Here is a 21,165-nt window from a genome sequence, read left to right as displayed (position 1 = left end):
ATGAAAGCGAGACTCCAAGTGGGCCACCGGGAGCGGTTGGAGGTGACGGTCACCCGGGAGATGACGGCCTCCTTCGGTGGTGTGGAGGTTCATCCGGTGCTCTCTACAGTCTCCATGGTATACCATATGGAATGGGCAGGCCGCAAGGTAATCCTCCCCTTTCTGGAACCGGGAGAAGAAGGGGTAGGAGGGGCCATCTCCGTAGAGCACCGGGCACCTGCTCCAGTGGGAAAAGTCGTCACATTCACGGCTGAAGCGATTGAAGTAACCTCCCGCAAAGTTCTTTGCCGGGTTTGGTGTGAACACGACAAGGCCCTTGTCGGGGAGGGAACCTTCCTTCAGGCGATTCTCCCTTCGGGTGCCATCCGAAGGCGGATTGAAGCGATGAGCTGATAAGAGAGACGAAAGAGGCGAAAACCCTCCATAATGGGGCTTCTCGCCTCTTTGCTTTGTAAGCGGTGGTTTTAGTAGGCAACGGTGAACCGTTGGCGGATAAAGCGGGGATTTTCCAGTTCATCCAGGAGGGCTACAGCAAAGTCCTCGGCGGAAATCCGGCTGTCTCCGTTTTTGTCGGTGATGAGCTGGTCCGTCCCAGTCCGGAATTGACCCGTTCGTTCACCGGGTTCAATCAACGCTGCGGGGCTGAGGTAGGTCCAATCGAGTTCGGTTTCCTGCCGGTAGAGTTCCAAAGCATCTCGATGGGCTAAAGCAATCGGTTTCCAAGCATCGGGGAATTCCGGCGTATCAACCAGATGTACGCCGGGGGCTACCTCTAGACTGCCAGCTCCCCCCACGGTCAGGAATCGGCGGACGCCTGACTGCTTAACCCCTTCAATCAGGGACTCGGTAGCCGTCAACAAAGACGATTCCTCACCGTGCTTCGGTCCATAGGCGCTAATAACGGCATCATGTCCGGCGGCAGCACGGGCGATGCTTTCCGGCTTAAATACATCCCCGATGGCAACCTGGACATTTTTCGCTTCTTGTACGCGGGCTGGGTCGCGGGCGATAACGGTAACCTGATGACCTCGACTTAATGCCTCCAGTAAAATTCGTTGGCCAATCGTTCCGGTAGCTCCAATCAAGGCAATTTTCATGGATTCTTCATCCCTTTCCATCACGTGTTTTTGTTATAACCATGATTGTTACAACTAGTTCAAAAAAATGAGGTCTGAATGATCCGGATCATTTTCAAACAACCTCGCGTTGTAATCATTGTAGTTACATCGGAAGGGAAAAGTCAACCGTTTTTTTCATAATGACCGAACCCTTCAGCATCCAATGGAAGTAGGGGGGTATCCATATGATCCGACGCAGATCGATCGTTTGGACAGGCGGGTTTTTACTCCTAATGTGGATACTGACGGGGTGTTTTCAGGGAAGGGAAGCCCCTTCACAGGAGTCGGGACCGGCTCGTCTTCATCTCGGAATCCATGTGGAAGAGGGGAAGGAAAAAACCCGATTTCGCTGGGAACTGGTTAATGTGGGGACCGAGTCTGCCCATCTGGTCTTTGGATCCGATAGGCGGTCGGAGCTCACGGTAGTCGATCGCCTACAACAGATGGTATTTCGATACCCAGAAGAAAAAGGGAGTGACGGCGCCCAGCATAACACCGAACTGGAACCCGGGGAAAAATTGACGTGGGAAGCTGAGTGGGACCGGCGTCTGAAGGACGGAACTCGAGTGAAAGGGGAACATGTTGTCAGGGTGGAGATTTTGCTTACGGAAGCCAATGGTCAAAAACTTCCCTCTGCAACCTTACAAACAGAACGCACCTGGAAACCGCCCGTTCCCTTCAATTAATCCCCTATAACAGGAAACCAAGCCTTTCATCAGATCTGTGTCGAAAACGACGACCCCGCAGTGGTACAAGAATACTGGACTTTTATGAAAAGCGATCGAAAGGACGTTCAAGGATTCATGAGCGGTCAGGCCGTTGGAACCATTCCATTCAAACTCTTTAAACTGGCCTCTCCCCCTTTTCCCGGGGTTGATGCCGCTGGTTGACGAGGAGGCCCATTTCCTCCATCTGTTGCTTTGTCTCCGGTGTGCCCAACTCATAGATACGCTGGTAGACCTGTTCCAGCGTCTGGTCATAACCGTCGTTTTCCCGGCGTTCGTTATATGCCTGGAAAGGAATATGGGAGTCCCAGAAAGTTTCCGCATCTTCACCTGCAAAATTTCCAAGAAGGATATTTAGTGAGCGGACTTCTTCATCCGTCGCCTCGATTTCAAAGTCATAAGGGGAAGCGCCCTTCTCTTGAAGAATCTCACCGAAGGTTTCCCCAGAGTGGATGGCCACATAATAGGTCTTTTTCTTCATAACGATCCCCCCGAACCCTGAGAATGGATGTCTGTCGGGGTTATGGTGGCCGACTGATCAGGTTTTTATGTGAAAAATATAGAGGGACTGACAGCTCAGATGAACTGGAATAAACTTCTCGTCGCTTTTGTTAGCATGGTTTGTATTGGCGTTTTTATCATCGATCCATCGAATCCAGCCTCCGCTATCCAAGTAGATGATTCAACTACCAGCAGACCCGGACATGGGTAAACATGAAAGAGTAGTATGAACTGCTCTTCTCTCCCGGATCGCCCCCTTTTTGCAGTCACCCTTTTGATTTGGGTGACCACAAAAAGGGAGCATTTTTCTTATTGACTTTTTACGTGGAGCGTGTTATATTAATTTCTGTCGCTAGATGAGTGCTATTGCGATACAAACTCATAACCATATTGTTTTCGAGCCGAAGTGGCGGAACTGGCAGACGCGCACGACTCAAAATCGTGTTCCTTCGGGAGTGTGGGTTCGAGTCCCACCTTCGGTACCAAACTAGGCAAAACGTCGGGAGCTTCCCGGCGTTTTGTCGTTTTAGATTATTTATAAGAGGCATGGATCTGGATGGAAAAATTTATCGATTCACAAATAAGCCAGTCAATTGCTAAGCTTTTGGATAAACAGGATCACAAAACCTCGGTGCTCTGGGCGGCTGACTGTGCCGAGCATGTACTCCCATATTTCGAGAAGAAGGTTCCGAACGACAAGCGATCGAAGCGGGACGTGACTGGGTGTGCGGTGAAATAGCCATGAGTGAGGCCCGTACAGCCGCCTTTGCCGCTCATGCCGCCGCCCGGGATGCCGATCATCCTGCGGCTTGCTATGCGGCCTGAGCCACCGGTCACGCCGCGGCAACTGCCCACGTTGCGGGCCATGCCGTTCATGCCGCTACCTACGCTGCCAAAACTGCCGATGCCGTCGACTTCACCGACAGCGCTATCAACACTGTCGAGGAGCGTCAATGGCAATACCGTCGATTGCTTGATATGGAGGACGATCATCACAGACGAAAGTGATGTTAAATATGAACCGGCCATCAAGCTTTCCCGAAACATTTTTTGAACACTAGTGTAAAATATACGACTTTTTGTCTATTTCTCTATTTTTTCAGCCCGAGATATAATGCCACTACTAAGAGGTAGGGGTGGTATTTTTCTTGGGCTTTTTACGACGTCTTTGTAATAAGCTGCGAATGAGTGCAAAGGTTTTGCAGGATAAGAAAGGCGCTTCGACTATCGAGTACATTATCACGATGGCTGTGGCGGCTTTGTTCGGCTCGATTCTACTCAATATCTTCTTTACATACGCTATCGAAAAACCGATGAAGTACGTCATTGAAATGCAGATTCATTGCATTAACAAGGACCCTGAATGTAAAGCCACTGCCGAAGATGGAGGGGACACTCGGGGAGGTAACTCGTCAAAGGGATCAGCATCCAACCACGGTAAACCTTCTGAGGATGAAGGCTTTTGGGACAAATTGATGCGAGAAGCAGGAGAGAAATGGGAGGGCTTTAAAGAGTCCACTTCCCAAATGGCTTCCGATGTGAAAAAGGACGCTCAAGAGTTTGGGGATCATCCGTGGGAGAGCGTAAAGGATTTTGCCTCCGATACTTGGGAAGGCATGAAGTACGCCGGGGAAGTTACTTGGGAATGGACGAAGGAACATAAAGAAGAAATTGCTGTGGGAGCCACCATCGCGGCAGGGGTAGGATTGCTATTTGTTCCTGGTGGTCAGGCGTTTGGTGCGGGGATTCTGATCGGGGCCGGCATCGGTGGGGGTATCTCCGCTGCCCAGGGAAATGACCTAAAAACCATCATGGCGGATACCGCCATCGGTGGACTGGCTGGAGCCGTTGGCGGTGGAGTCTCCGGCGGAGTTGCCCGTGGGGTGGGGCGTTATGTAACCACAAAGGTTGCCCAGATTATGGGGAACTCAGCTGGTGGGGCTGCTGGTAGTATTACTGACAACCTATTCCGAGGGCATAAGATTAACTGGAAGAATGCCCTTGCATCCGCTATTTTGGCGGGAGGGATCACGCACGGTGCGTATTTAGCTCAAGAAGCTTCTCCTGTGTTGGGGATTACTCCGAAGGCACAGCAGGCGGCGAGTCAAGCGGCAAAACAGAGTAGCAAATTCGAGTACACCATTGATAAAGAAGAGGCTGAAAAAGCAATACAGGGGTACAGTCGGTTGATTCAAAAGCCGAATCGCGCTTATTATGGGAATGAGATGCTGCAACGCAAGAATCCCCTTGAATTTGCCGTCCAGCAACGTACCATCCAGCACATGTCAGATAAGCAATTGATCTACCACTTCAAGAAGCGCATTGCACCACGAAACCCTAAATACGGAAAAGGGAAAAAAGGGTTGTACACCCTCCACCACTGGAAACAACTAGAGCAAGGGCCGCTGATTGAAATGCCGCAAAGTATTCACCAAGGAAAATCCAGTCGGTTGCATCCTCTAGGGAATAAAGGCGGTATAGGTAAAGAAAGACCTGGATGGGATGACTATAGAAAAGATTATTGGAGAGCGCGATACATTGAAGAGCTTCAAAGAAGAGGATACGAATTTCCTCTAAAGCTTGAATAGGAGCTGGTTAGGTTGATCATGAAAGATGAAATCCATCAACATATTCTTCAGGATAATCCCCCAGAGGCAATAGGCGGACCTGTTCCTAAGGGGGAAATTGAATCGGCTGAAAAAGAACTGGGGGTCAAGCTGCCTAATGACTATAAAGAGTATCTGCACAACTATGGGTCAGGGGGAGTGCCACAATATCAAATATTAGGCTTGAGAGTGGCTGAATTCCTGTCGGATACCGAAGAATCATTTGTTGAGGTGACAAAGGAATTTAGAGAAAAACTACCTGAACCCTATAATAAAATGGTGGTTGTATGTGTAGACTATGATGGTGATCCTGTAGGCTTTCTACCCGGTGAACCTAGTATATTCGTAATTGATCATGAGTCAGGAAAAAGGTTAGAGATGGCTGATAGCTTCGAACATTTGCTTGAGAAGCTTATAAACGATGAGTCTTTTTTCTAAAAAATTTGGTACCAATGAAAAAGAGTACATCGAGGTTCAGGACATACCGTGAGAGCGTTATGGGTGATTATCTGGGAAAGAGTCAATGGGAAAACGGAAACCAAATAGGCAACGAAAAGATTTCCGAGGTCGAGAAAAAATTAGGCATAAAATTTCCTGCTGATTTTGTGGAATGCGTCTAACAGCATGACGGCGCTCAACCATAGCCTTATGTTTTTGATTTCGGCTCGTACAAAGGAAAAGTTTTCGGTTCATTGGTGAGTTTAAGCGAAGAAGACGATAACATTCTTGTTGTATACGAGGATTTGCGAGATGAATACGACTTACCGAAAGAAATTGTCCCATTTGCAGAAGACCCTGCGGGGAATTTTATCTTTTTGATTATCGAGATGGAGAAAATCCGACCATTGTTTTTTGGTTTCATGATTGGGGAGACAAGATAGAGTACGTTTGTGATACCTTTACAGAATTACTGGATAAACTGTACGCATTAAATGACTAGATTTTACGCACCCTGCGGGGTGCTTTTAAGTTGGTGCTTATGACTAAAGAAGCTTTCAGCATAGAGAAATGCCCCATGATGCTGTTTTAATTGCCTGAGGGAAGCACGGAGGCGTATTTTATGGCGGGAAAATAGTGTCGGAAACTCAATTAGCGACTTTGAAAGTCGCCTGTGATAGGAGGTTTAGTCTTCGTCTGGTACATAGCACAGCATATCGTCAACTTTATCGAGGTCACGTGCCTTCATGAGCTTCGCTGTATGCGCTAGATTAATTGTTTTCCTGGTCTTGTACAAAGATATAATGAATTACCACACCGGAGTACTTGGCAAGTTCCTTCCCGTTTAGTCCTCGTTTCTTCATGTCATCTTGCATCCGGACCTCTATACGCAGCACAACAGAGGCTTTACGGATACGGGGCGTACTGTTGCTATAGCAGGCGTAGCTATAGCGATTGGTATCGGCCATGCGGCAAAGACCGGTATAGTGTTCGAGGCGCAATTTTCGAGAGTTGGCACGATATCTGGCGCTACAGCTTAAACAGACGGCGATGGATCTCGGTGCATCTCCGAGTGAAAGCGCAGTGAAGTCACTATCGGTATGGAGCAGATGGTGGCGGTAGGCTTTACGTTAACGAAATTATATCCGAAATACCCGTATTATCGCGGCAGCAGGAGCTAGTGGTCAGAATATGGCGCGAGTTAGAGGTTGTGACTTCTGAGCTCAACGGTTTCGGGTTAGAGGAGTCAGAGGCGACCAGTATGGCAGATATTTATGGTTGAAGCTGCGAATAGAAGTGAGCTAGTGTGGATGATCTTAGGTATAGTAACTAATACTCGGGTTGTGGAGCAATCCGTAGCATAAACTACTACCCGACGAGGTTCTACCACAAATAATTAACTTACATCCTACTCTTCTTTTAACAAGTTCAATATTGGATACGCATAATTTGTTGCAACATAATATAACAAGCCTGTGGAAAGTATCAAAGCAAAAATCCCTGTATAAATCATAAAAGATATCTTGTCGACATATTTACTTGTGTTGTTTGTCATGCCTCTCCAAAACCAGCTTCTAAGCTTAGTAATAATTCTTTCATCCTCATCTAACAAAAGTAATTTTGTCGATGCGAAATGAAACAAAATCCATCCAATTAAGTCTTTAAAAATAAATACTGTAAACATGAATCCAATAACTTGCATAACAACAAGGAAAAATCCAGAAGGCATATCAAATCCTATTATATTAAAGTTATCAAATCCTCTTTGAACATCTACGAACACTGAACTAAAATTATTTGGGGTTATATAGAGGAAATACAAATTAATGCTAATGAGAAACGAAACGGTTATTAATGTTGCAACCAAAATATTATTAGTATGTAGCAGACGAAATGTTCTATACATAGGAAACGCAAACAATAGAGCAATTAAAGCGTATGATGCTATAAATCCTACCAGAAAATACGTGTGATAATTTACATATAGAAAAATAAGTAATAGAGTAGCGATGTATCCTATAAAATCTCCGCCGTTTGATGTGTTAACAGGCTGATAACCATTATAGACCAATTTGTTATTTACAATGTCAATTAATTTTCTATTAATATCGATGCGGCTATTTGTAATATTTCGCGCCTTGAAATTGACATTTCCTCCCGTGCCTCCTGAACCATTGTTGTCGTCATCATTTTTATTTTTATCCTTCATTTTCTTATTAATTAATGCGGCTATAATTGTGCCTACCGCAGGTAGCGAAGCGGCCAATAATGTTATAACAACAGGGTTGTCAAGATTTTGTAATAAGCTCATTTATACTCTCCATTCTTTTTAGGTATTGGAACATAGCACCATTGTCCTATGAATCGAACTTATTGTCAATAATTATGCATTGACAAATTGCGTAACCCGCTTAATAAACTTCATGAAATACGTCCTTATCATCCCCAAAATACTTCAGCAACTTAATGATTTCCTGTCCTAAATCCTTAGCGGGAACTTTTATGTCATCAGGGTTAAAAATATTAATCTAAAGACATCCGAAGACCGTATTGCAATGGAGTAGTGGACTTCGTACGTAATAAATTCGCTTATTCGAGACACAGACAATTTGACATCGATGGGGAGTATACTAATAACCTTCTGGGTAAATTTGTTATTTTATCGTTTATTTCCTTTTAAAAAATTTTATCATAGATGATTTGATAATTAGCATTTAAGTCACATGATTATTTTTCTGCTTCTTCCTTCGCTTTCTTTTCTTCTTGCCCATGGTCTCTAGCTTATCGATCCCTTTAGATCCCCAAATGTCAACCAAGCAAAACAAACCAGCCAAGAAGGTGGATGCCCAGAAGGATCGGGGTTCAACCTCGGGTAATAGATCCAGGAAAATATGAATGGCTACAGCATTCAAGAGAACGCTGATGGGCAGAAGTACATAATCTCGCCAAGCGGGTTTAACCAACAAATATAACAAAGCCTTCAACGGGCCGTTGAAAAGGCTAACGAAGAAAAAGCAGATGGACAGATAAAACCCGGCTAGAATTAAATCAACCCAATTCCCCGAAAAACTGTTATCAAACAAAAAGTTAGTTCCGTATAGCAAGAGGAAATACACCAATCCAATGCCAAAAAGCGGAAGAAGAATGACCAAGGTAAAGAAAATAGGGGCAGATAACATTCCGAAAAACCCTAATTGTTCTTTGTCTTTTTCATCCGAGTTTTTGTATATGAATAGCGTCATCAATAGAAAAACAATGCCAACGATGATCCCAATGAACTCCCAGATAGACATAAATCCCTCCACACTAAGATCATAAGTTTAAAGCCTGGTTACCTATTGTATTATAAACTGTCATAAAAGGACATCGTCGTTTCAGCTTTATTGCGGTTGCTAAATTCTGCATATTCCAAAGCTTCTGATCCCATCCAATCATCTTGGATGGGCTCTTTTTTCTTTGGTTTAAACGATGGCCGTTACCGAAAACGAAAAATACATTGCCTATACATATATATCGTGTTACTATGTATACGGAAATGAAACCTACCTGCGGAAGATCTTTCCGATCTTTGGATCATGGAGCCAATCACCTAGGGAAAGAAGGGATACCATGAAAAAAATTGCCGTTATCCTCGCGTCCATCAGTCTACTCAGTCTTGCCATGCTGGGATGCCAAACATCGGGAAAAGCGGTGGCGGAAGCATCTGGGAAAGATCAGTCGAAAATGGATTTTTGGGACACCCAGCGAAAAGGGGCGAACATGATGAACAGCAGGTCGCTCCCTGAAGAATATCGGGCAGCGAAAGCGGCTAATATCCAATTTATCCGGTTGGCTCCTGATAAATGGGCGAAGGATGAGAAATTTTTGTTTGAAGATCAGCCGGATCCGAATCCTAAGCGGGATTTCCTGATTGGAAATGCCGACAATTATAAGGGATTGGTACGAAGCGACCTGAAGAAATTGAAAAAGGATTTGGATGCCGCCCAATCGCAAAATATCAAAGTGGTGATCACCATGCTTTCCCTGCCGGGGGACCGCTGGCGGCAATTTAATGGGAATAAAAATGATGACCGTATCTGGCAAAACAAGAAGTATCATAAGCAAGCGGCACGCTTTTGGAAGGATCTCGCTTCGGAACTGAAAGATCACCCTGCTGTGATCGGGTACAATATCGTAAATGAGCCACACCCTGAGACAGAAAAAACCAACCCTTTATCTGATTTCTGGACGCAAGATTTCAACGAATGGTATCAAAAAGTGGAGAAGACACCGGCTGATCTGAACGCGTTGAACCGGCGGGTGGTTAAATCCATTCGTACGGTGGACAAAGAAACCCCGATTATTTTAGATGCTGGCTTGTATGCGACGCCGTGGGCTTTTAAATATCTCCAGCCTGTCAAGGACAAGAAAACCCTCTACGCCTTTCATATGTATGAGCCCTATGAACTGACGAGTCAACGGGAGAACCAACAGAAAAAGTATAAATATCCGGGAACGGTTGAAGTCGGAGAAAAATCCATCGCCAAGTACTGGGACAAGAACGAACTGAGGAAGTTCTTGCGCCCGGTGCGGGAGTGGTCTCAGCGGCATGATATTCCCGCCAACCGGATCATCGCGGAGGAATTTGGGATTAACCGCACCGTTCCAGGCGCATCCACTTATCTTAAGGATTTGATTTCCATCTTCAATGAAAATGGATGGCATTGGTCCTTCTATGCTTTCCGGGAAGACACGTGGACGGGGATGGATTACGAGTTAGGTACGGATAAAATCCGCTGGGATGAAGAGGGAAATCCGATCAAAGTGCGGAAAGACAACCCGCTCTGGAATGTGATCAAAAAAGAGCTAGCTAAATAAATCCCTTGCAAATACATTGAGAACCGCAGCCAATTTGGGCTGCGGTTCTTTTATCTGTGCCACTCGATGGCGAGAGGGATACGCCATTTGGCTCCCGGTTGGATGTTAGGGATGAACCCTTGGTTTTCGTCTTCAGGATTTTTGTATCGGCGTATCAGGGTCGTATCCCCCAGGTCGATGATGTAACGGTTGCCCCATACTCGCCGGATGCCTTGAATGCGGTAAACGGCATTCCGTTCGCCGTCTGTGTTTACATACAGATAGCGACCGATCAGGCAATTCGGTTGAGGGAGGATTCCTTTCGTTTTGATCAGAAGCCGGTTTTTTCGTGTGAGATTTCGGGTGAAATCGATGACGGTTCCTTCCAGGTGGTTCCGATGGTGTTGAACCAAGGAACGGCCTTTCAGCCACAGGGTGGTTCCATCGCTAATGAAGGCGTGTAGGGGGGTTCCGCCCTTTTCGGACAGAAAGCCGAAGAAGCCGCGGAAAGCGATTCGTCCGTCCACGGTATATTGTGCATCGGGATCCAGGGAATTGATAAGGGTATCCACACGCCCGTCGGCGAGTTCCACTTTCAGAGCGGCAGCGGTTTCCGTGGAGACGGGTTTTCCGTTTCGTGTGAGAGAGACCCGTTTGACTTGGCGAACCTGGCGTTCCCCTTCATAGGCCTCGATTAGGGAGATGAATTGACTTTCCAGGTTGTTCCCGCTGCGCCGGGCGATGAGGTAGCGAAGCCAGTCAGGATTTCCCGGCAAGTTGGGCGGCTGTCCGTCGGCGAGGGCGACTTCGTTCACCGGGTTCAGCATGGTAAGGCGAAGGTGGATATCCCGTTTTGTCGGCAGCACATTCCAGGTGTCTTTCACCTTCCAGTCGACAAAGAAAGGGCTTGCCGGTTGTTCGTCACGCTCTACTCGGGTTAAGTAATGGAAACCGCTTCCGGCGTAGTTCCAGCCTTCCGGCTGATCCGGTTCCCGTTGACCGAAGGGGACATCCGGCCCGGCATAGGTCCCTGTTTCCTGAGGGATAAGGTCTAACCCGCCGGTGGTCACATCCCCTTCGGCTCCGTGAAAGCTGAAGTGGTGGTTCTGTCCTCCCTTGATGCGAAAGAAATCCACGGCGTAGGAAGTATTTTCGTCGATCTTCACCATAGCGGTGGTGCGGCGATAACGTTCGGTTTGAGGATAGACCCGGGGGGCCTCTACGTCGGCAATCTGGACCTTCCCTCCCCCTTCAAAGTGCCGGGGGATGCCGACCCAGTGATCCTTTTGTTTCCCTTTGTCCACGACGACCGTATTGTGGCTGACCGTATTGGAAACCCATTCTGTCCGGGTTTTGAAATCCGCTGGGTAGCCCAAGTCGGGGGAGAGGTCGAGACCGAAGGCGTGGAAGCCTAGGTTGAGGGTGTCTTTATGCCCGTGGCGTCCGACAATGTTGCGGCCGTAATAGAGCCAGAGCCCCCGTTTGTTGTCTTCCTGCGCGGATTGGATTCGATGTTTTTTCTCTTGCTTGGTTTGCAGGAGAAGCCGAGAAAGTCCGAGTCCGTAGCCCGAGGCATTTTTGTTTTTGCCGATATTGATAAAGGAGAGTGTATGTTTTCCGGCATCGAGAAAAGTACTGCCCAGGGAGATGGGCCGGGTTTTCCCGGTGTCACCGAAAAAGTCGACTTCACCCAATCGGTTGCCGTCTAGAATTACCTTATACTGACCATGGTCCACTGCTCGCAAGATGTCCAGGTTGAGCCAAAAGCGGTCGCTTTTTGGGGTGCGGAAGGAGAAGGTAATTTGTTTTCCTTCCCGGTCAGCTGCCATACGCAGGGTTTCACTGTCTGCAAAGTAATCCTCGGGAAGCTGGAAGGCTTCAGGGATCCGTTTCGCCTGTTCATCGGTTTCCAGGTAGAGAGACCCCTGGTGGTCTGATATTTCCCCGCCGGCTTCTTGGAGCGTGAGATCAGAAAAGGAGAGGGAGAGCCCTTCTTTTGGCTCGAGGTCTCGGCCGTCCCGTAGAGCGGCAAAGCCGAACCCGGTCCGATTGTCACTTGCGGGGTTTAGGGTTCCTCGGGAGGAAATCACTTGCCCGATCTCTCGCTTAACCTTTTCCGGATCAGGAGAAAAGATGTCCCCGTGCAGTCCGTCGAGGGATTGGCCATTCAGATAGTGTGCCGCCTGGGCATAAACGGGGTCACCGAATGTTTCAAAGGCTCTTACGTGCTCTGCGGATGTGCCGACGATTCTCGGATTTCCTGACTTGAAGGAGTCCCCGATGGTGGGGGTGTAGCGGTCTCCCATGATAAGGGGCCACCGGGTGTCAAACATTTTTTTGAACTTCGGGTTTTTATAGAGGTTAGCTTCCGGATACCGGTCATATCCCTCCAGGATGTCGGCAACGCCGCGGATCTGACCTAGCCAGTAACTGTTGTATTGTGTCGAGGGTTCGTCTCCAAAGCCGTCTCGATCCACTTGATCGACGAGAGTGGTAAGCACATTGCCTCCGGTCAATCGCCAGTCCGGGTGGGAAAAGAGCTGTCCGTATTGAAAGATCCAATCGATCCATGCTTCCGAGGTTTCCGGTTCATCCAATACGACTGCCGCCATGGCTAGTGTCCGTTGGTGCATACCAAAGTTACCTCGGATTTTGGCTTCTTTCACCGAGGGGAAAATCTGACGGAAGAGGCCGTCTTCAATGTTCTTCCGCACAGCGGCCATATTGTCTTTGGGGTTTTCCAATCGATATTGGCCCGCTTTTTCCCTTAGAAAGTCGACAGCCCCCGATGCTTCCATTCCGGGGAAGAAGGCGTCATAAGCGGCTAGATATTCGGTAACGGCGGTGGCTTCCCAGATGCTCCCTCGAATTTTTCCCTTGCCGGTGCCGCCGTGGGAGTTGAGATAGATTTTTGGATCGTAGGCTGAAAGATCCATCGCCGGATAAACATCAGCGATCCGGTCGAGGAGGATCGTTCCTATGCGGGCGTATTGGAGATCTCCCGTGTAAATATAGGCGTCCCGGAAGGCACGCAAGGCCGTGTCAACCACCCCTCCATGCCAGATGTGCCAGTGGTTGTAGTAGGCGACAAACGTCCAGCGGTTCCCCTCCCGATCTACCCATCCGGTACCGTCGTCGACGCCCCAATTTTCCCCTCTTTCCGGGTAGAGTTCATTTTTAAGAAAACGTTTATCGGCCCGTTTGGGGTCGAAAATCCCGTGTTCGTCCAGACCGCTTTCATAATAGGAAGCGAAGTCGTTCGTGGGAAATCGGTAACCGCTAGAGGGGTCGGTCAACTTCCAAGGCTCATTCTTCGGATCCGCCAACCATCCCCGGTATCCGTACTTTTTATTAAATTCTTCCCCCGTGATGGGGGAGCCCTTCTGCAAATTGACAGCAAAGCTACGAGGAAGCGATTGAGGGGTGACGGTTTTCCAGAGCCTTTCCGCTCCCCAGGCTAGGTATTTGTCCGCTTCCTGGACCGCGTTGTCCCGGGTCTCTCGGGCCCAGTCATATTTTTCGATGTTGCGCCGTGCATTGGCTACCTTATTTGCCGTATACCAAGTGGTTCGGGTCTTGGCGGGCGGCTGGATTTCCGCCCGCGCCCGGAAGGGGATTGTCGAAGCGAGGGCAAATAATAGGAAGACTAGCAGGATCCAACCTTTCATACTCTTGACTCCTTCGGGCGAAAAGCGCTGTCCACCCGCATGTATTTTCAATATTATGATATTAAGGGGATCCTTCAAGCTCAAGGACGGGAAACTGTCTAAAAAACCAATTTTCAGGGGGAATGGGCGTGACCCGATTTGATGTCACCGATTTCGGTGCCGTTGCAGATGGAAAGAGCGATGACGCTCCGGCGATTCAAAGAGCTTTGGATGCTGCCAGGGATGCCGGTGGCGGAACTGTCGCCGTTCCTGGCGGTACCTATGCCGTCTACCAGACCCTGAGGATTTACAGCCTAACCACCATGGTTTTGGAGAAAAATGCGTTGATCCGCCGGGCGGCCCCAACGAATGCCATGATCATCAATGGAACGAATGGGAAGGGCGGATATGACGGGAGTGAGAATATCGAAATTAACGGGGGAACCTGGGACGCCCGTATGAACTTGAATGAGGTCAAATGCACGGTGATCGCCATCGGTCATGCCCGCGATATCAAGATTCGGGACGTGCGGGTACTGGATGTGCGTGATTGGCATGGCATCGAGCTGAACGGGGTGGACCATGCGGAAGTGAGTGGTTGTTACTTCCACGGTTTTACACTAACCCGCCGATGGAGCGAAGCCATTCAGCTTGACCTGATGCTTTCTCCCGCCGCTTTCCCTTGGTTTGGCCCCTATGATTATACCCATTGCCGTAATATCCTCATCCAGGGATGTACCTTTACCGGGGGCTGGTACCGGGGGGTCGGAAGTCATGCGAAAGCAGATGGCGTATACCACGCTTATATTCGGATCGCGAATAACCATTTCGACAGTCTGACCGGGGAAGGAGTGGAAGCCTACCGCTACCGCCATGTCTCCATTGATGGCAATACTTTCAACCGCGTGGAGACGGGTATCCGCTTGCTGGATTGCGCTTACTGTACCATTACAGGCAATAACATGCGTTATCCCGCGAAGGATGGTATCGTCCTGATCGGATCGGCCTACAACGCGATCACCGGGAACATTATCCGGGGGGCGGGGGGGACCGGGGTGGATATTTTGGAACAATCCAGTCAAAACAACGTAAGCGGTAACATCTTTACCGGCATCGCCGGACCTGTGGTGCGGGAATGCGGAAAACAGGGGAACACAATGACGGGGAACATCGGGAAGTGACAGGGTATCTGGCCGCAAAGACATAGGTAAGGGTGGATTCCTATCACCTTCCAGGTTTTTTATGCTTGCCATTCTCCCATGTCCTGCGGTATAATGTAAGTCGCGGTGTTTGATTCGGCTAGAGTGCTTAAAAGTGATCTGTATTTTGGTTGTAGAACTTCACCGCACCAATATTTCGGGGCGTGGCTCAGCTTGGCAGAGCACCTGCTTTGGGAGCAGGGGGTCGCAGGTTCAAATCCTGTCGCCCCGACCATCATAAAAAAAGGGGCCTTTTTTGGGCCCGTTTTTTGTTTTGTTTATTGGATGATTACCTGGTTGGTGCCGTCATACGCATCGCGTACTGTTTAGCATTCTGTAAGTGTCGCTCAGCGGAATTCTGCCAACCTATAATCGTTTGAATGAAGGGTTGGTAAGTAGCGGGGGCAGCGGTTCTCATGATGGTTAAACCGGCACGAACACCGCGGTCTCGCCGTTGGGCGTTTTCTATACAGTCCATCAAGGTTTTCACAATAGACGGGGCGTATTCTCCGTTGAAAAGCCTCTGGGCGGATCCGGCTGCGGTGACTCGATGATAGGAGGCCGGAATCAGGTCTCTGTGCATCTCTTCATTCCCTCTTAAATCTTTGGTTTCGGGAATATGAAACAGTTGTGTGCTCATCGAACAAACCATTTGTTCGCTGTACAGGCTGCGATAGGTCTCTGTCGTCACAGGGCGCCAGCTTTCATTTTGACTCACAAAGTGTCTCATTCATGATCACCATCCAACTGATTTGGGTCGATCGCTTTCCATCAGGGTATGTAGGGCACTATACTTATGCTCCAAGAGGTTTTTTTGCAAACAAGAAAACGGCCCTTCCTTGCGGAGAAGGGCCGTTATTTTCATCCGGGTTGTTATCTTTTTTGGGCCGTTTCGGTAGGGATCAGCACGTGGTTATCGATAAATTGGGAAACCCCTGCTTCCTCATTGCTAGGCATGATATGGTCGGCTGCCTGAATCAGGTGGGGGTGGGCGTTGGCTACGGCGGCGGATTTGCCGGCGACCCGAACCATCGACAGGTCATTTAAGTGATCGCCGATGACGGCGGCAGAAGCCGGTGTAAGGTCAAGGGTTTCTGTCAGTGCCCGGACGGCATTTCCTTTGGAGATCCCCCGGGGGAGAATCTCGAAGTAATTGTCCGATGACTGGACGAATTCGAGGGGATAGTCGGTAGTTTCAGCCCATCGGTGCAGGTCGGGCATCCACCGGTTATCCGCGACAACCACCAGCTTAATCCAAGGCACCTGGGGAAGGCGGTCATAGGAGGAGACAATCTCCAAAGGAAACTCACCCGACTCCACGCCGGCTTCCACTGCAGCCTGGGTTGCGGGACTGATTCCCGTAGCGTAGACGAGTTCCGTTGTGTAGATAAAGATATCGATCGGTGGGGCGATCCTTCTTAAATGGGCGAGAGCATCAAAAACTATGTCCCGGTCAATCGTAGCCACAGGGGTGAGGGTATTGGATTGAGGGTCGAAAAGAATGCCGCCGTTGCACAGGATGACGGGCAACTCGACATGTAGTTCCTCGATAAACCGCTTAGCTTCTGCAAAACTGCGTCCTGTCGCCAAGGTGAACTGTCCGCCCCGTTGACGGAATTCGGCGATGCTTGCCCGGTTAGCTGCGGGAATCGCTTTAAACTCGGTGACCAGTGTCCCGTCGATGTCAGATACAAATAAGGGATATGCGAGGTTCGACAAACGGATCATCTCCTTTGTCATTCACCATCCAATAGGATACCGGTACGGTGTGAAGAAGAGGTGAAAGGTACGTAAAGAAGCAGATATTTTGTCATTATACCATGGGATGGCCTGTGAATAAACGCCCCCATGGCAGACCAGCAGGCCTTGTGAGATAATAGGGATGAAGATTTTGCCTGAACCGGAAGCAGAAAAAGGAGAGGTGGATCGTGGATCTGGAGGCCGTACATCGTCGTTATGCCGATTGCATCCGCTGCCCCCTTCATGCGGGGCGAACCCGGATCGTGATGGGGGAAGGGAACCCCCACTCTCCCCTCCTGTTCGTGGGGGAAGGTCCGGGAGCTGATGAGGACCGGCAGGGGCGTCCTTTTGTGGGACGAGCAGGGCAGTTACTGAACCGGATGCTGGAAGCTGCGGAAATCCCACGGGAGGAAGTGTTCATCACTAATATCGTCAAATGCCGTCCGCCGGGGAATCGCACGCCGAAGGAGGAAGAGATGGAAACCTGCAAGACCATCTTGCGGGAACAGTTCATTGCAATTCGCCCCCGGTTGCTCATTACCCTGGGCTCAGCTCCCACCCGGGCGCTGATCGATCCCCGAGCACGCATCACCCGTATCAGGGGGCAATGGTTTGAGCGAAAAGGGGTCCGTATGATGCCTACCTTCCATCCCGCCTACCTGTTGCGAAATCCGGCAGGAAAGCGGGACGCCTGGGAGGATTTCCAAGCGATCCGTGACGCTTACCGGGCTATCTTGGCAGAGACGGAAAAGGAAGCGGCAACCGCGCTTGAGCCCGAAGGGAAGGACGAGTAATCGGTTTGATTCCGTTTGGCCGGTTCGGTCATGAGGAAAAATAGGAATGAAAAACCGCACCGGAGGAGGAACGCATGTTGGATCGACTGAGACAGATACTGAACCGCATCGATGGTCGCGGATACAAAGCTTACAAAGATTTGCAGGGGGAATACGATTTCCCGGGATTCCGCCTATACATTGACTATGTACAGGGTGATCCTTTTGCTGCACCCTCCCGAATCCGGGTGCGAATCCCCCAGGCTCGGGTCAGGTACCCGCGGGAATGGTTTGAGGAACCCCATCGGCGTATTGCCCTGGAGGATTGGATCAACCGCATCTGGTCGCAAAAGACCAACCGGTATGCATTTAACGTGAAGGGAACGGGCAAGAGCGGCCTGATTACCGTGGATCGCCCGGGGCAGGAGATCCTGCCTCGAACAGCCGTCGTGGTCAATGAGCGGTTCGTGGAAATCCGGATTACCATTGGCTTACCCGCCAGCGGCAGGCGTGTTCTCGGGCGCAAGGCAGAGGAAATGCTATGCAGGGACTTACCCCGCCTGGTAGACGAAGCGCTTCCCAAGGAGACCCTCGATCCGACCGCAGTAGAGGATCGGATGCAGTTGGTCGATAACCAGCAAGCCATCCGGCGAATCCTTGAAGAAAAGGGATGGATCGCTTTTGTCGCTGATGAGTCTCTCCTTCCCCGGGAGAGTGGAGTGAGTGACCGGCCGCTCCAATCTGGCAAGGTGGTTAAATTTCGGGCCCCGGAATCCTTGGCTGTGACTCTGGAACTTCCCCATGGCAATTCGCTGCGGGGAATGGCGATTCCCGAGGGAATCACCCTGATTGTCGGCGGCGGCTACCATGGAAAAAGCACCTTACTCCAGGCTTTGGAACGAGGGGTGTACGACCATGTGGCCGGTGATGGTCGGGAATATGTCATCACATCCGACACGGCGGTCAAGGTACGGGCCGAAGATGGGCGCCGGGTGGAAAAGGTGAATATCTCTCCGTTTATCAACAATCTGCCTTTCAACCGGGATACGGTGCGGTTCTCCACCGAGGATGCCAGTGGAAGCACCTCTCAGGCGACAAACATTATCGAAAGCCTGGAGGCAGGGGCTAGCTGTCTGCTGATCGACGAGGACACCAGCGCTACCAACTTCATGATCCGGGACGGTCGGATGCAGAAGCTCGTGGCCAAGGGGAAGGAGCCGATCACTCCTTTCATCGATAAAGTTCGGCAGTTGTACGAAGAGCGAGGGGTTTCCAGCGTCCTGGTTCTGGGTGGTTCCGGTGATTACTTTGAGGTGGCAGACCGGGTGATCATGATGGATGAATATCTTCCCCGGGAAGTGACCCAAGAAGCGAAAGCGATCGCTCACAGCCATAGGAACGACCGTACGGTGGAAGGAGGAATCACTTTCGGGGAGATTACCCCTCGGATTCCTTTGGGACAAGGTTTCGATCCCAGTAAAGGACGGAAAGAGAAGGTGGATGCCAAGGGGCTGACCACCATCCTCTTTGGAAACTCCGCTGTTGATTTATCGGGTCTGGAGCAATTGGTTGACCTTTCTCAGACTCGGGCGCTGGCAGATCTGATGAGAAAGCTGGGAAAACAGGCTGACGGAAAGAAACGCCTCACTGACCTGATCGACAACCTCTATGAAGAGATCGATCGATCCGGCTTGGACACGATCTCTCCCTTTCGCGGGCAACACCCCGGCGATCTGGCCCTCCCCCGCAAGCTGGAACTGGCGGCTGCGGTCAATCGCCTTCGTACCCTGCGCGTGAAATGATCGAGGCACTCTCTAGAAAAGGAAGTGACGCGGTGAAAGAAGTGATCATCTACACCGACGGGGCCTGCTCAGGCAACCCTGGCCCCGGCGGTTGGGCCGCCGTTCTGATGTACGGGGAACACAAAAAGGAGATCTCAGGCGGTGAAAAAAACACCACCAACAATCGGATGGAGCTGATGGCTGCTTTAAAAGCTCTGCGCGCCTTAAAATCTCCCTGCAAGGTAAAATTGAACACGGACAGCGCCTATCTTTGCAATTGCTTCAAGCAGCGTTGGTATGTCAACTGGGAGAGGAACGGCTGGGTGAACAGCAAAAAAGATCCCGTGGAAAACAGAGACCTCTGGCAACAACTACTAAGTGAAGTGCGTCGCCACGACGTGGAATTTATTAAAGTGAAGGGGCACGCGGATAACGAGTGGAATAACCGCTGCGACGAACTGGCCAGGGGAGCGGTTCCGCGCTAAGTGATTTTCCTCTTGTCCCGTCGCTAGGAAAGCATGGGGACCCGGAGCCACCGATAAACTGATAGTAGCAATCCGGTGTCAGATCGGCGGGTCTTTTTCTTGCATGTTATGATGGTAGGGATAAATGATAAGAAAGGAGGGTGAAGGTGATGCGTCCAGAAGCGCTAAAACAAGCTTTGATCGAGGAATCGAAACGGATAGGCATCGATAAGATCGGATTTGCCTCTGCGGATCCTTTTACGGAACTAAAGGAACGGTTGATCCGTCACCGCGAGGCGGGCTATGAATCCGGCTTTGAGGAGCCGGACCTCCATAAACGGACGGACCCGCAGGCGAACCTGCCTCAGGCGCGGACGATCATCGCCATCGCCCTCGCCTACCCGACCCGGATGGAAGACCCGCCGGTATCGAAACCCGGAGCAACCAGGGGGGTGTTTTGTCGAGCATCTTGGGGAGAAGATTACCATCATGTGCTGCGACGGAAGTTGGAATCCCTGAAAGAAAAACTGCTTGAATGGGTGCCGGAAGCCGCCTGCGAAGTGATGGTGGACACTGGTTCTCTCTCCGACCGCGCCGTCGCGGAGCGGGCGGGGCTTGGTTGGAGCGGGAAGAATACATCGCTCATCACGGAGGAATTCGGTTCTTGGGTTTACCTGGGGGAAATGCTGACGGATGTTTGGCTGCCCCCAGATACTCCTGTCACCGAAGGTTGCGGGGACTGCAATGCTTGCATCGAGGCTTGCCCGACGGGGGCGCTGGTCGCTCCCGGACAGCTCAATTCTCAGGCATGTCTCGCCTACCTTAGCCAAACTAAAGGCTTTTTGGCGCCGGAGTATCGGGACAAACTGGGTACCTACCTGTACGGTTTTGAAACCTGCCAGATGGTCTGTCCGTATAATCAAAAGAAGAACTTCGTGCATCATCCCGAATTTTCTCCGGATCCCGACAAAGTCAAGCCGCTTTTGAAGCCGCTTCTTTCCATGAGCAACCGGGAATTCCGGGAGCGTTTCGGTTCGATGGCAGGGTCCTGGCGGGGAAAAAAACCTATCCAACGAAACGCGATTATCGCTTTGGGTCGTTTAAAAGATGAGACAGCTGTTGCCGATCTCATCCGGCTGCTCAAAGAGGACCCTCGGCCGGTTATCCGGGGAACGGCATCTTGGGCTTTGGGCCGGATTGGCGGAAAAGAGGCACTTGAAGCACTTCGCCGAACCCTTGAAGAGGAAACGGATGAAGAAGTTCTGTTGGAAGTAAAGAATGCGTTGGCTGATCATGAGAAAGCGGTTTAGACTTGCCGAACATAGGGAGGCATCGAG

19 protein-coding genes and 2 tRNA genes are annotated in these 21,165 nt (G+C 50.1%); 14 read left to right on the top strand and 7 right to left on the bottom strand.

Features of this window, described 5'->3' with window-relative positions; translation table 11 throughout:
- Positions 1–393, top strand: coding sequence for a thioesterase family protein (locus ACFOUO_RS03540; RefSeq protein WP_380702209.1), 393 nt, complete (start codon positions 1–3; stop codon positions 391–393).
- 71 nt (positions 394–464) lie between these two features.
- Here ACFOUO_RS03540 and ACFOUO_RS03535 read toward each other — a convergent pair whose 3' ends face one another.
- Positions 465–1,097 (bottom strand): NAD(P)-dependent oxidoreductase, encoded by a 633-nt coding sequence (locus tag ACFOUO_RS03535; protein ID WP_380702207.1) that lies wholly within the window; start codon positions 1,095–1,097, stop codon positions 465–467.
- A gap of 206 nt (positions 1,098–1,303) precedes the next feature.
- On the opposite strand from ACFOUO_RS03535, the gene ACFOUO_RS03530 reads away from it, so the two are divergent.
- On the top strand, positions 1,304–1,804 hold the full coding sequence (locus ACFOUO_RS03530; protein ID WP_380702205.1) for a BsuPI-related putative proteinase inhibitor: 501 nt from the start codon (positions 1,304–1,306) through the stop codon (positions 1,802–1,804).
- A gap of 157 nt (positions 1,805–1,961) precedes the next feature.
- Here the strand turns inward: ACFOUO_RS03530 and ACFOUO_RS03525 are convergent, their stop codons facing one another.
- Positions 1,962–2,324 (bottom strand): hydrolase, encoded by a 363-nt coding sequence (locus ACFOUO_RS03525; RefSeq protein ID WP_380702203.1) that lies wholly within the window; start codon positions 2,322–2,324, stop codon positions 1,962–1,964.
- 420 nt (positions 2,325–2,744) lie between these two features.
- Here ACFOUO_RS03525 and ACFOUO_RS03520 point away from each other — a divergent pair.
- The 5 genes from ACFOUO_RS03520 (at position 2,745) to ACFOUO_RS03500 (ending at position 5,890) form a co-directional block, all read left to right on the top strand.
- Positions 2,745–2,829: transfer RNA gene (locus ACFOUO_RS03520), tRNA-Leu, on the top strand.
- A gap of 71 nt (positions 2,830–2,900) precedes the next feature.
- Complete coding sequence (locus tag ACFOUO_RS16610) at positions 2,901–3,083, top strand: putative immunity protein (RefSeq protein ID WP_449329107.1); 183 nt, start codon at positions 2,901–2,903, stop codon at positions 3,081–3,083.
- A gap of 409 nt (positions 3,084–3,492) precedes the next feature.
- Positions 3,493–4,932: an HNH/ENDO VII family nuclease gene (locus ACFOUO_RS03510; protein ID WP_380702201.1), complete on the top strand. Its 1,440-nt coding sequence runs from the start codon at positions 3,493–3,495 to the stop codon at positions 4,930–4,932.
- 18 nt (positions 4,933–4,950) lie between these two features.
- Positions 4,951–5,388, top strand: coding sequence for an SMI1/KNR4 family protein (locus ACFOUO_RS03505; RefSeq protein WP_380703235.1), 438 nt, complete (start codon positions 4,951–4,953; stop codon positions 5,386–5,388).
- 316 nt (positions 5,389–5,704) lie between these two features.
- Complete coding sequence (locus tag ACFOUO_RS03500) at positions 5,705–5,890, top strand: SMI1/KNR4 family protein (protein WP_380703233.1); 186 nt, start codon at positions 5,705–5,707, stop codon at positions 5,888–5,890.
- A gap of 906 nt (positions 5,891–6,796) precedes the next feature.
- Here ACFOUO_RS03500 and ACFOUO_RS03495 read toward each other — a convergent pair.
- Both ACFOUO_RS03495 and ACFOUO_RS03490 read right to left on the bottom strand, forming a co-directional pair.
- Positions 6,797–7,699: a hypothetical protein gene (locus tag ACFOUO_RS03495; protein ID WP_380702199.1), complete on the bottom strand. Its 903-nt coding sequence runs from the start codon at positions 7,697–7,699 to the stop codon at positions 6,797–6,799.
- A gap of 403 nt (positions 7,700–8,102) precedes the next feature.
- Positions 8,103–8,681, bottom strand: a complete 579-nt coding sequence (locus tag ACFOUO_RS03490) for a hypothetical protein (protein ID WP_380702197.1) — start codon at positions 8,679–8,681, stop codon at positions 8,103–8,105.
- Between the two features lie 367 nt (positions 8,682–9,048).
- On the opposite strand from ACFOUO_RS03490, the gene ACFOUO_RS03485 reads away from it, so the two are divergent.
- Positions 9,049–10,245: a glycoside hydrolase family 5 protein gene (locus ACFOUO_RS03485; protein ID WP_380703231.1), complete on the top strand. Its 1,197-nt coding sequence runs from the start codon at positions 9,049–9,051 to the stop codon at positions 10,243–10,245.
- 50 nt (positions 10,246–10,295) lie between these two features.
- Here ACFOUO_RS03485 and ACFOUO_RS03480 read toward each other — a convergent pair whose 3' ends face one another.
- The gene (locus ACFOUO_RS03480; protein WP_380702195.1) at positions 10,296–13,892 is read right to left on the bottom strand and encodes a hypothetical protein; all 3,597 of its coding nucleotides are present in this window, start codon (positions 13,890–13,892) and stop codon (positions 10,296–10,298) included.
- Between the two features lie 128 nt (positions 13,893–14,020).
- On the opposite strand from ACFOUO_RS03480, the gene ACFOUO_RS03475 reads away from it, so the two are divergent.
- Positions 14,021–15,052, top strand: coding sequence for a right-handed parallel beta-helix repeat-containing protein (locus ACFOUO_RS03475; RefSeq protein WP_380702193.1), 1,032 nt, complete (start codon positions 14,021–14,023; stop codon positions 15,050–15,052).
- 176 nt (positions 15,053–15,228) lie between these two features.
- A tRNA-Pro gene (locus ACFOUO_RS03470) sits at positions 15,229–15,305 on the top strand.
- Between the two features lie 54 nt (positions 15,306–15,359).
- Here ACFOUO_RS03470 and ACFOUO_RS03465 read toward each other — a convergent pair.
- Together ACFOUO_RS03465 and ACFOUO_RS03460 are read right to left on the bottom strand one after the other, a co-directional pair.
- On the bottom strand, positions 15,360–15,788 hold the full coding sequence (locus tag ACFOUO_RS03465) for a hypothetical protein (protein WP_380702191.1): 429 nt from the start codon (positions 15,786–15,788) through the stop codon (positions 15,360–15,362).
- A 155-nt stretch (positions 15,789–15,943) separates the two neighbouring features.
- The gene (locus ACFOUO_RS03460; protein WP_380702189.1) at positions 15,944–16,789 is read right to left on the bottom strand and encodes a Cof-type HAD-IIB family hydrolase; all 846 of its coding nucleotides are present in this window, start codon (positions 16,787–16,789) and stop codon (positions 15,944–15,946) included.
- Between the two features lie 209 nt (positions 16,790–16,998).
- On the opposite strand from ACFOUO_RS03460, the gene ACFOUO_RS03455 reads away from it, so the two are divergent.
- From ACFOUO_RS03455 to queG, 4 genes are all read left to right on the top strand, one after another.
- Positions 16,999–17,604 carry a uracil-DNA glycosylase gene (locus ACFOUO_RS03455; protein ID WP_380702187.1) on the top strand — a complete coding sequence of 202 codons (606 nt, stop codon included), beginning with the start codon at positions 16,999–17,001 and terminating at the stop codon, positions 17,602–17,604.
- Positions 17,605–17,678: 74 nt separating this feature from the next.
- Positions 17,679–19,385 (top strand): ABC-ATPase domain-containing protein, encoded by a 1,707-nt coding sequence (locus ACFOUO_RS03450; RefSeq protein WP_380702185.1) that lies wholly within the window; start codon positions 17,679–17,681, stop codon positions 19,383–19,385.
- Between the two features lie 32 nt (positions 19,386–19,417).
- Positions 19,418–19,849, top strand: a complete 432-nt coding sequence (gene rnhA / locus ACFOUO_RS03445) for a ribonuclease HI (protein ID WP_380702183.1) — start codon at positions 19,418–19,420, stop codon at positions 19,847–19,849.
- 149 nt (positions 19,850–19,998) lie between these two features.
- Positions 19,999–21,138 (top strand): tRNA epoxyqueuosine(34) reductase QueG, encoded by a 1,140-nt coding sequence (gene queG, locus ACFOUO_RS03440; protein WP_380702181.1) that lies wholly within the window; start codon positions 19,999–20,001, stop codon positions 21,136–21,138.
- The last annotated feature ends 27 nt before the right edge of the window (positions 21,139–21,165 follow it).

It is taken from the genome of Salinithrix halophila (genome assembly GCF_042650125.1).
Taxonomy (GTDB): Bacteria; Bacillota; Bacilli; order Thermoactinomycetales; family DSM-45169; genus Salinithrix; species Salinithrix halophila.
This window is presented reverse-complemented; position numbering and strand designations above follow the sequence as displayed.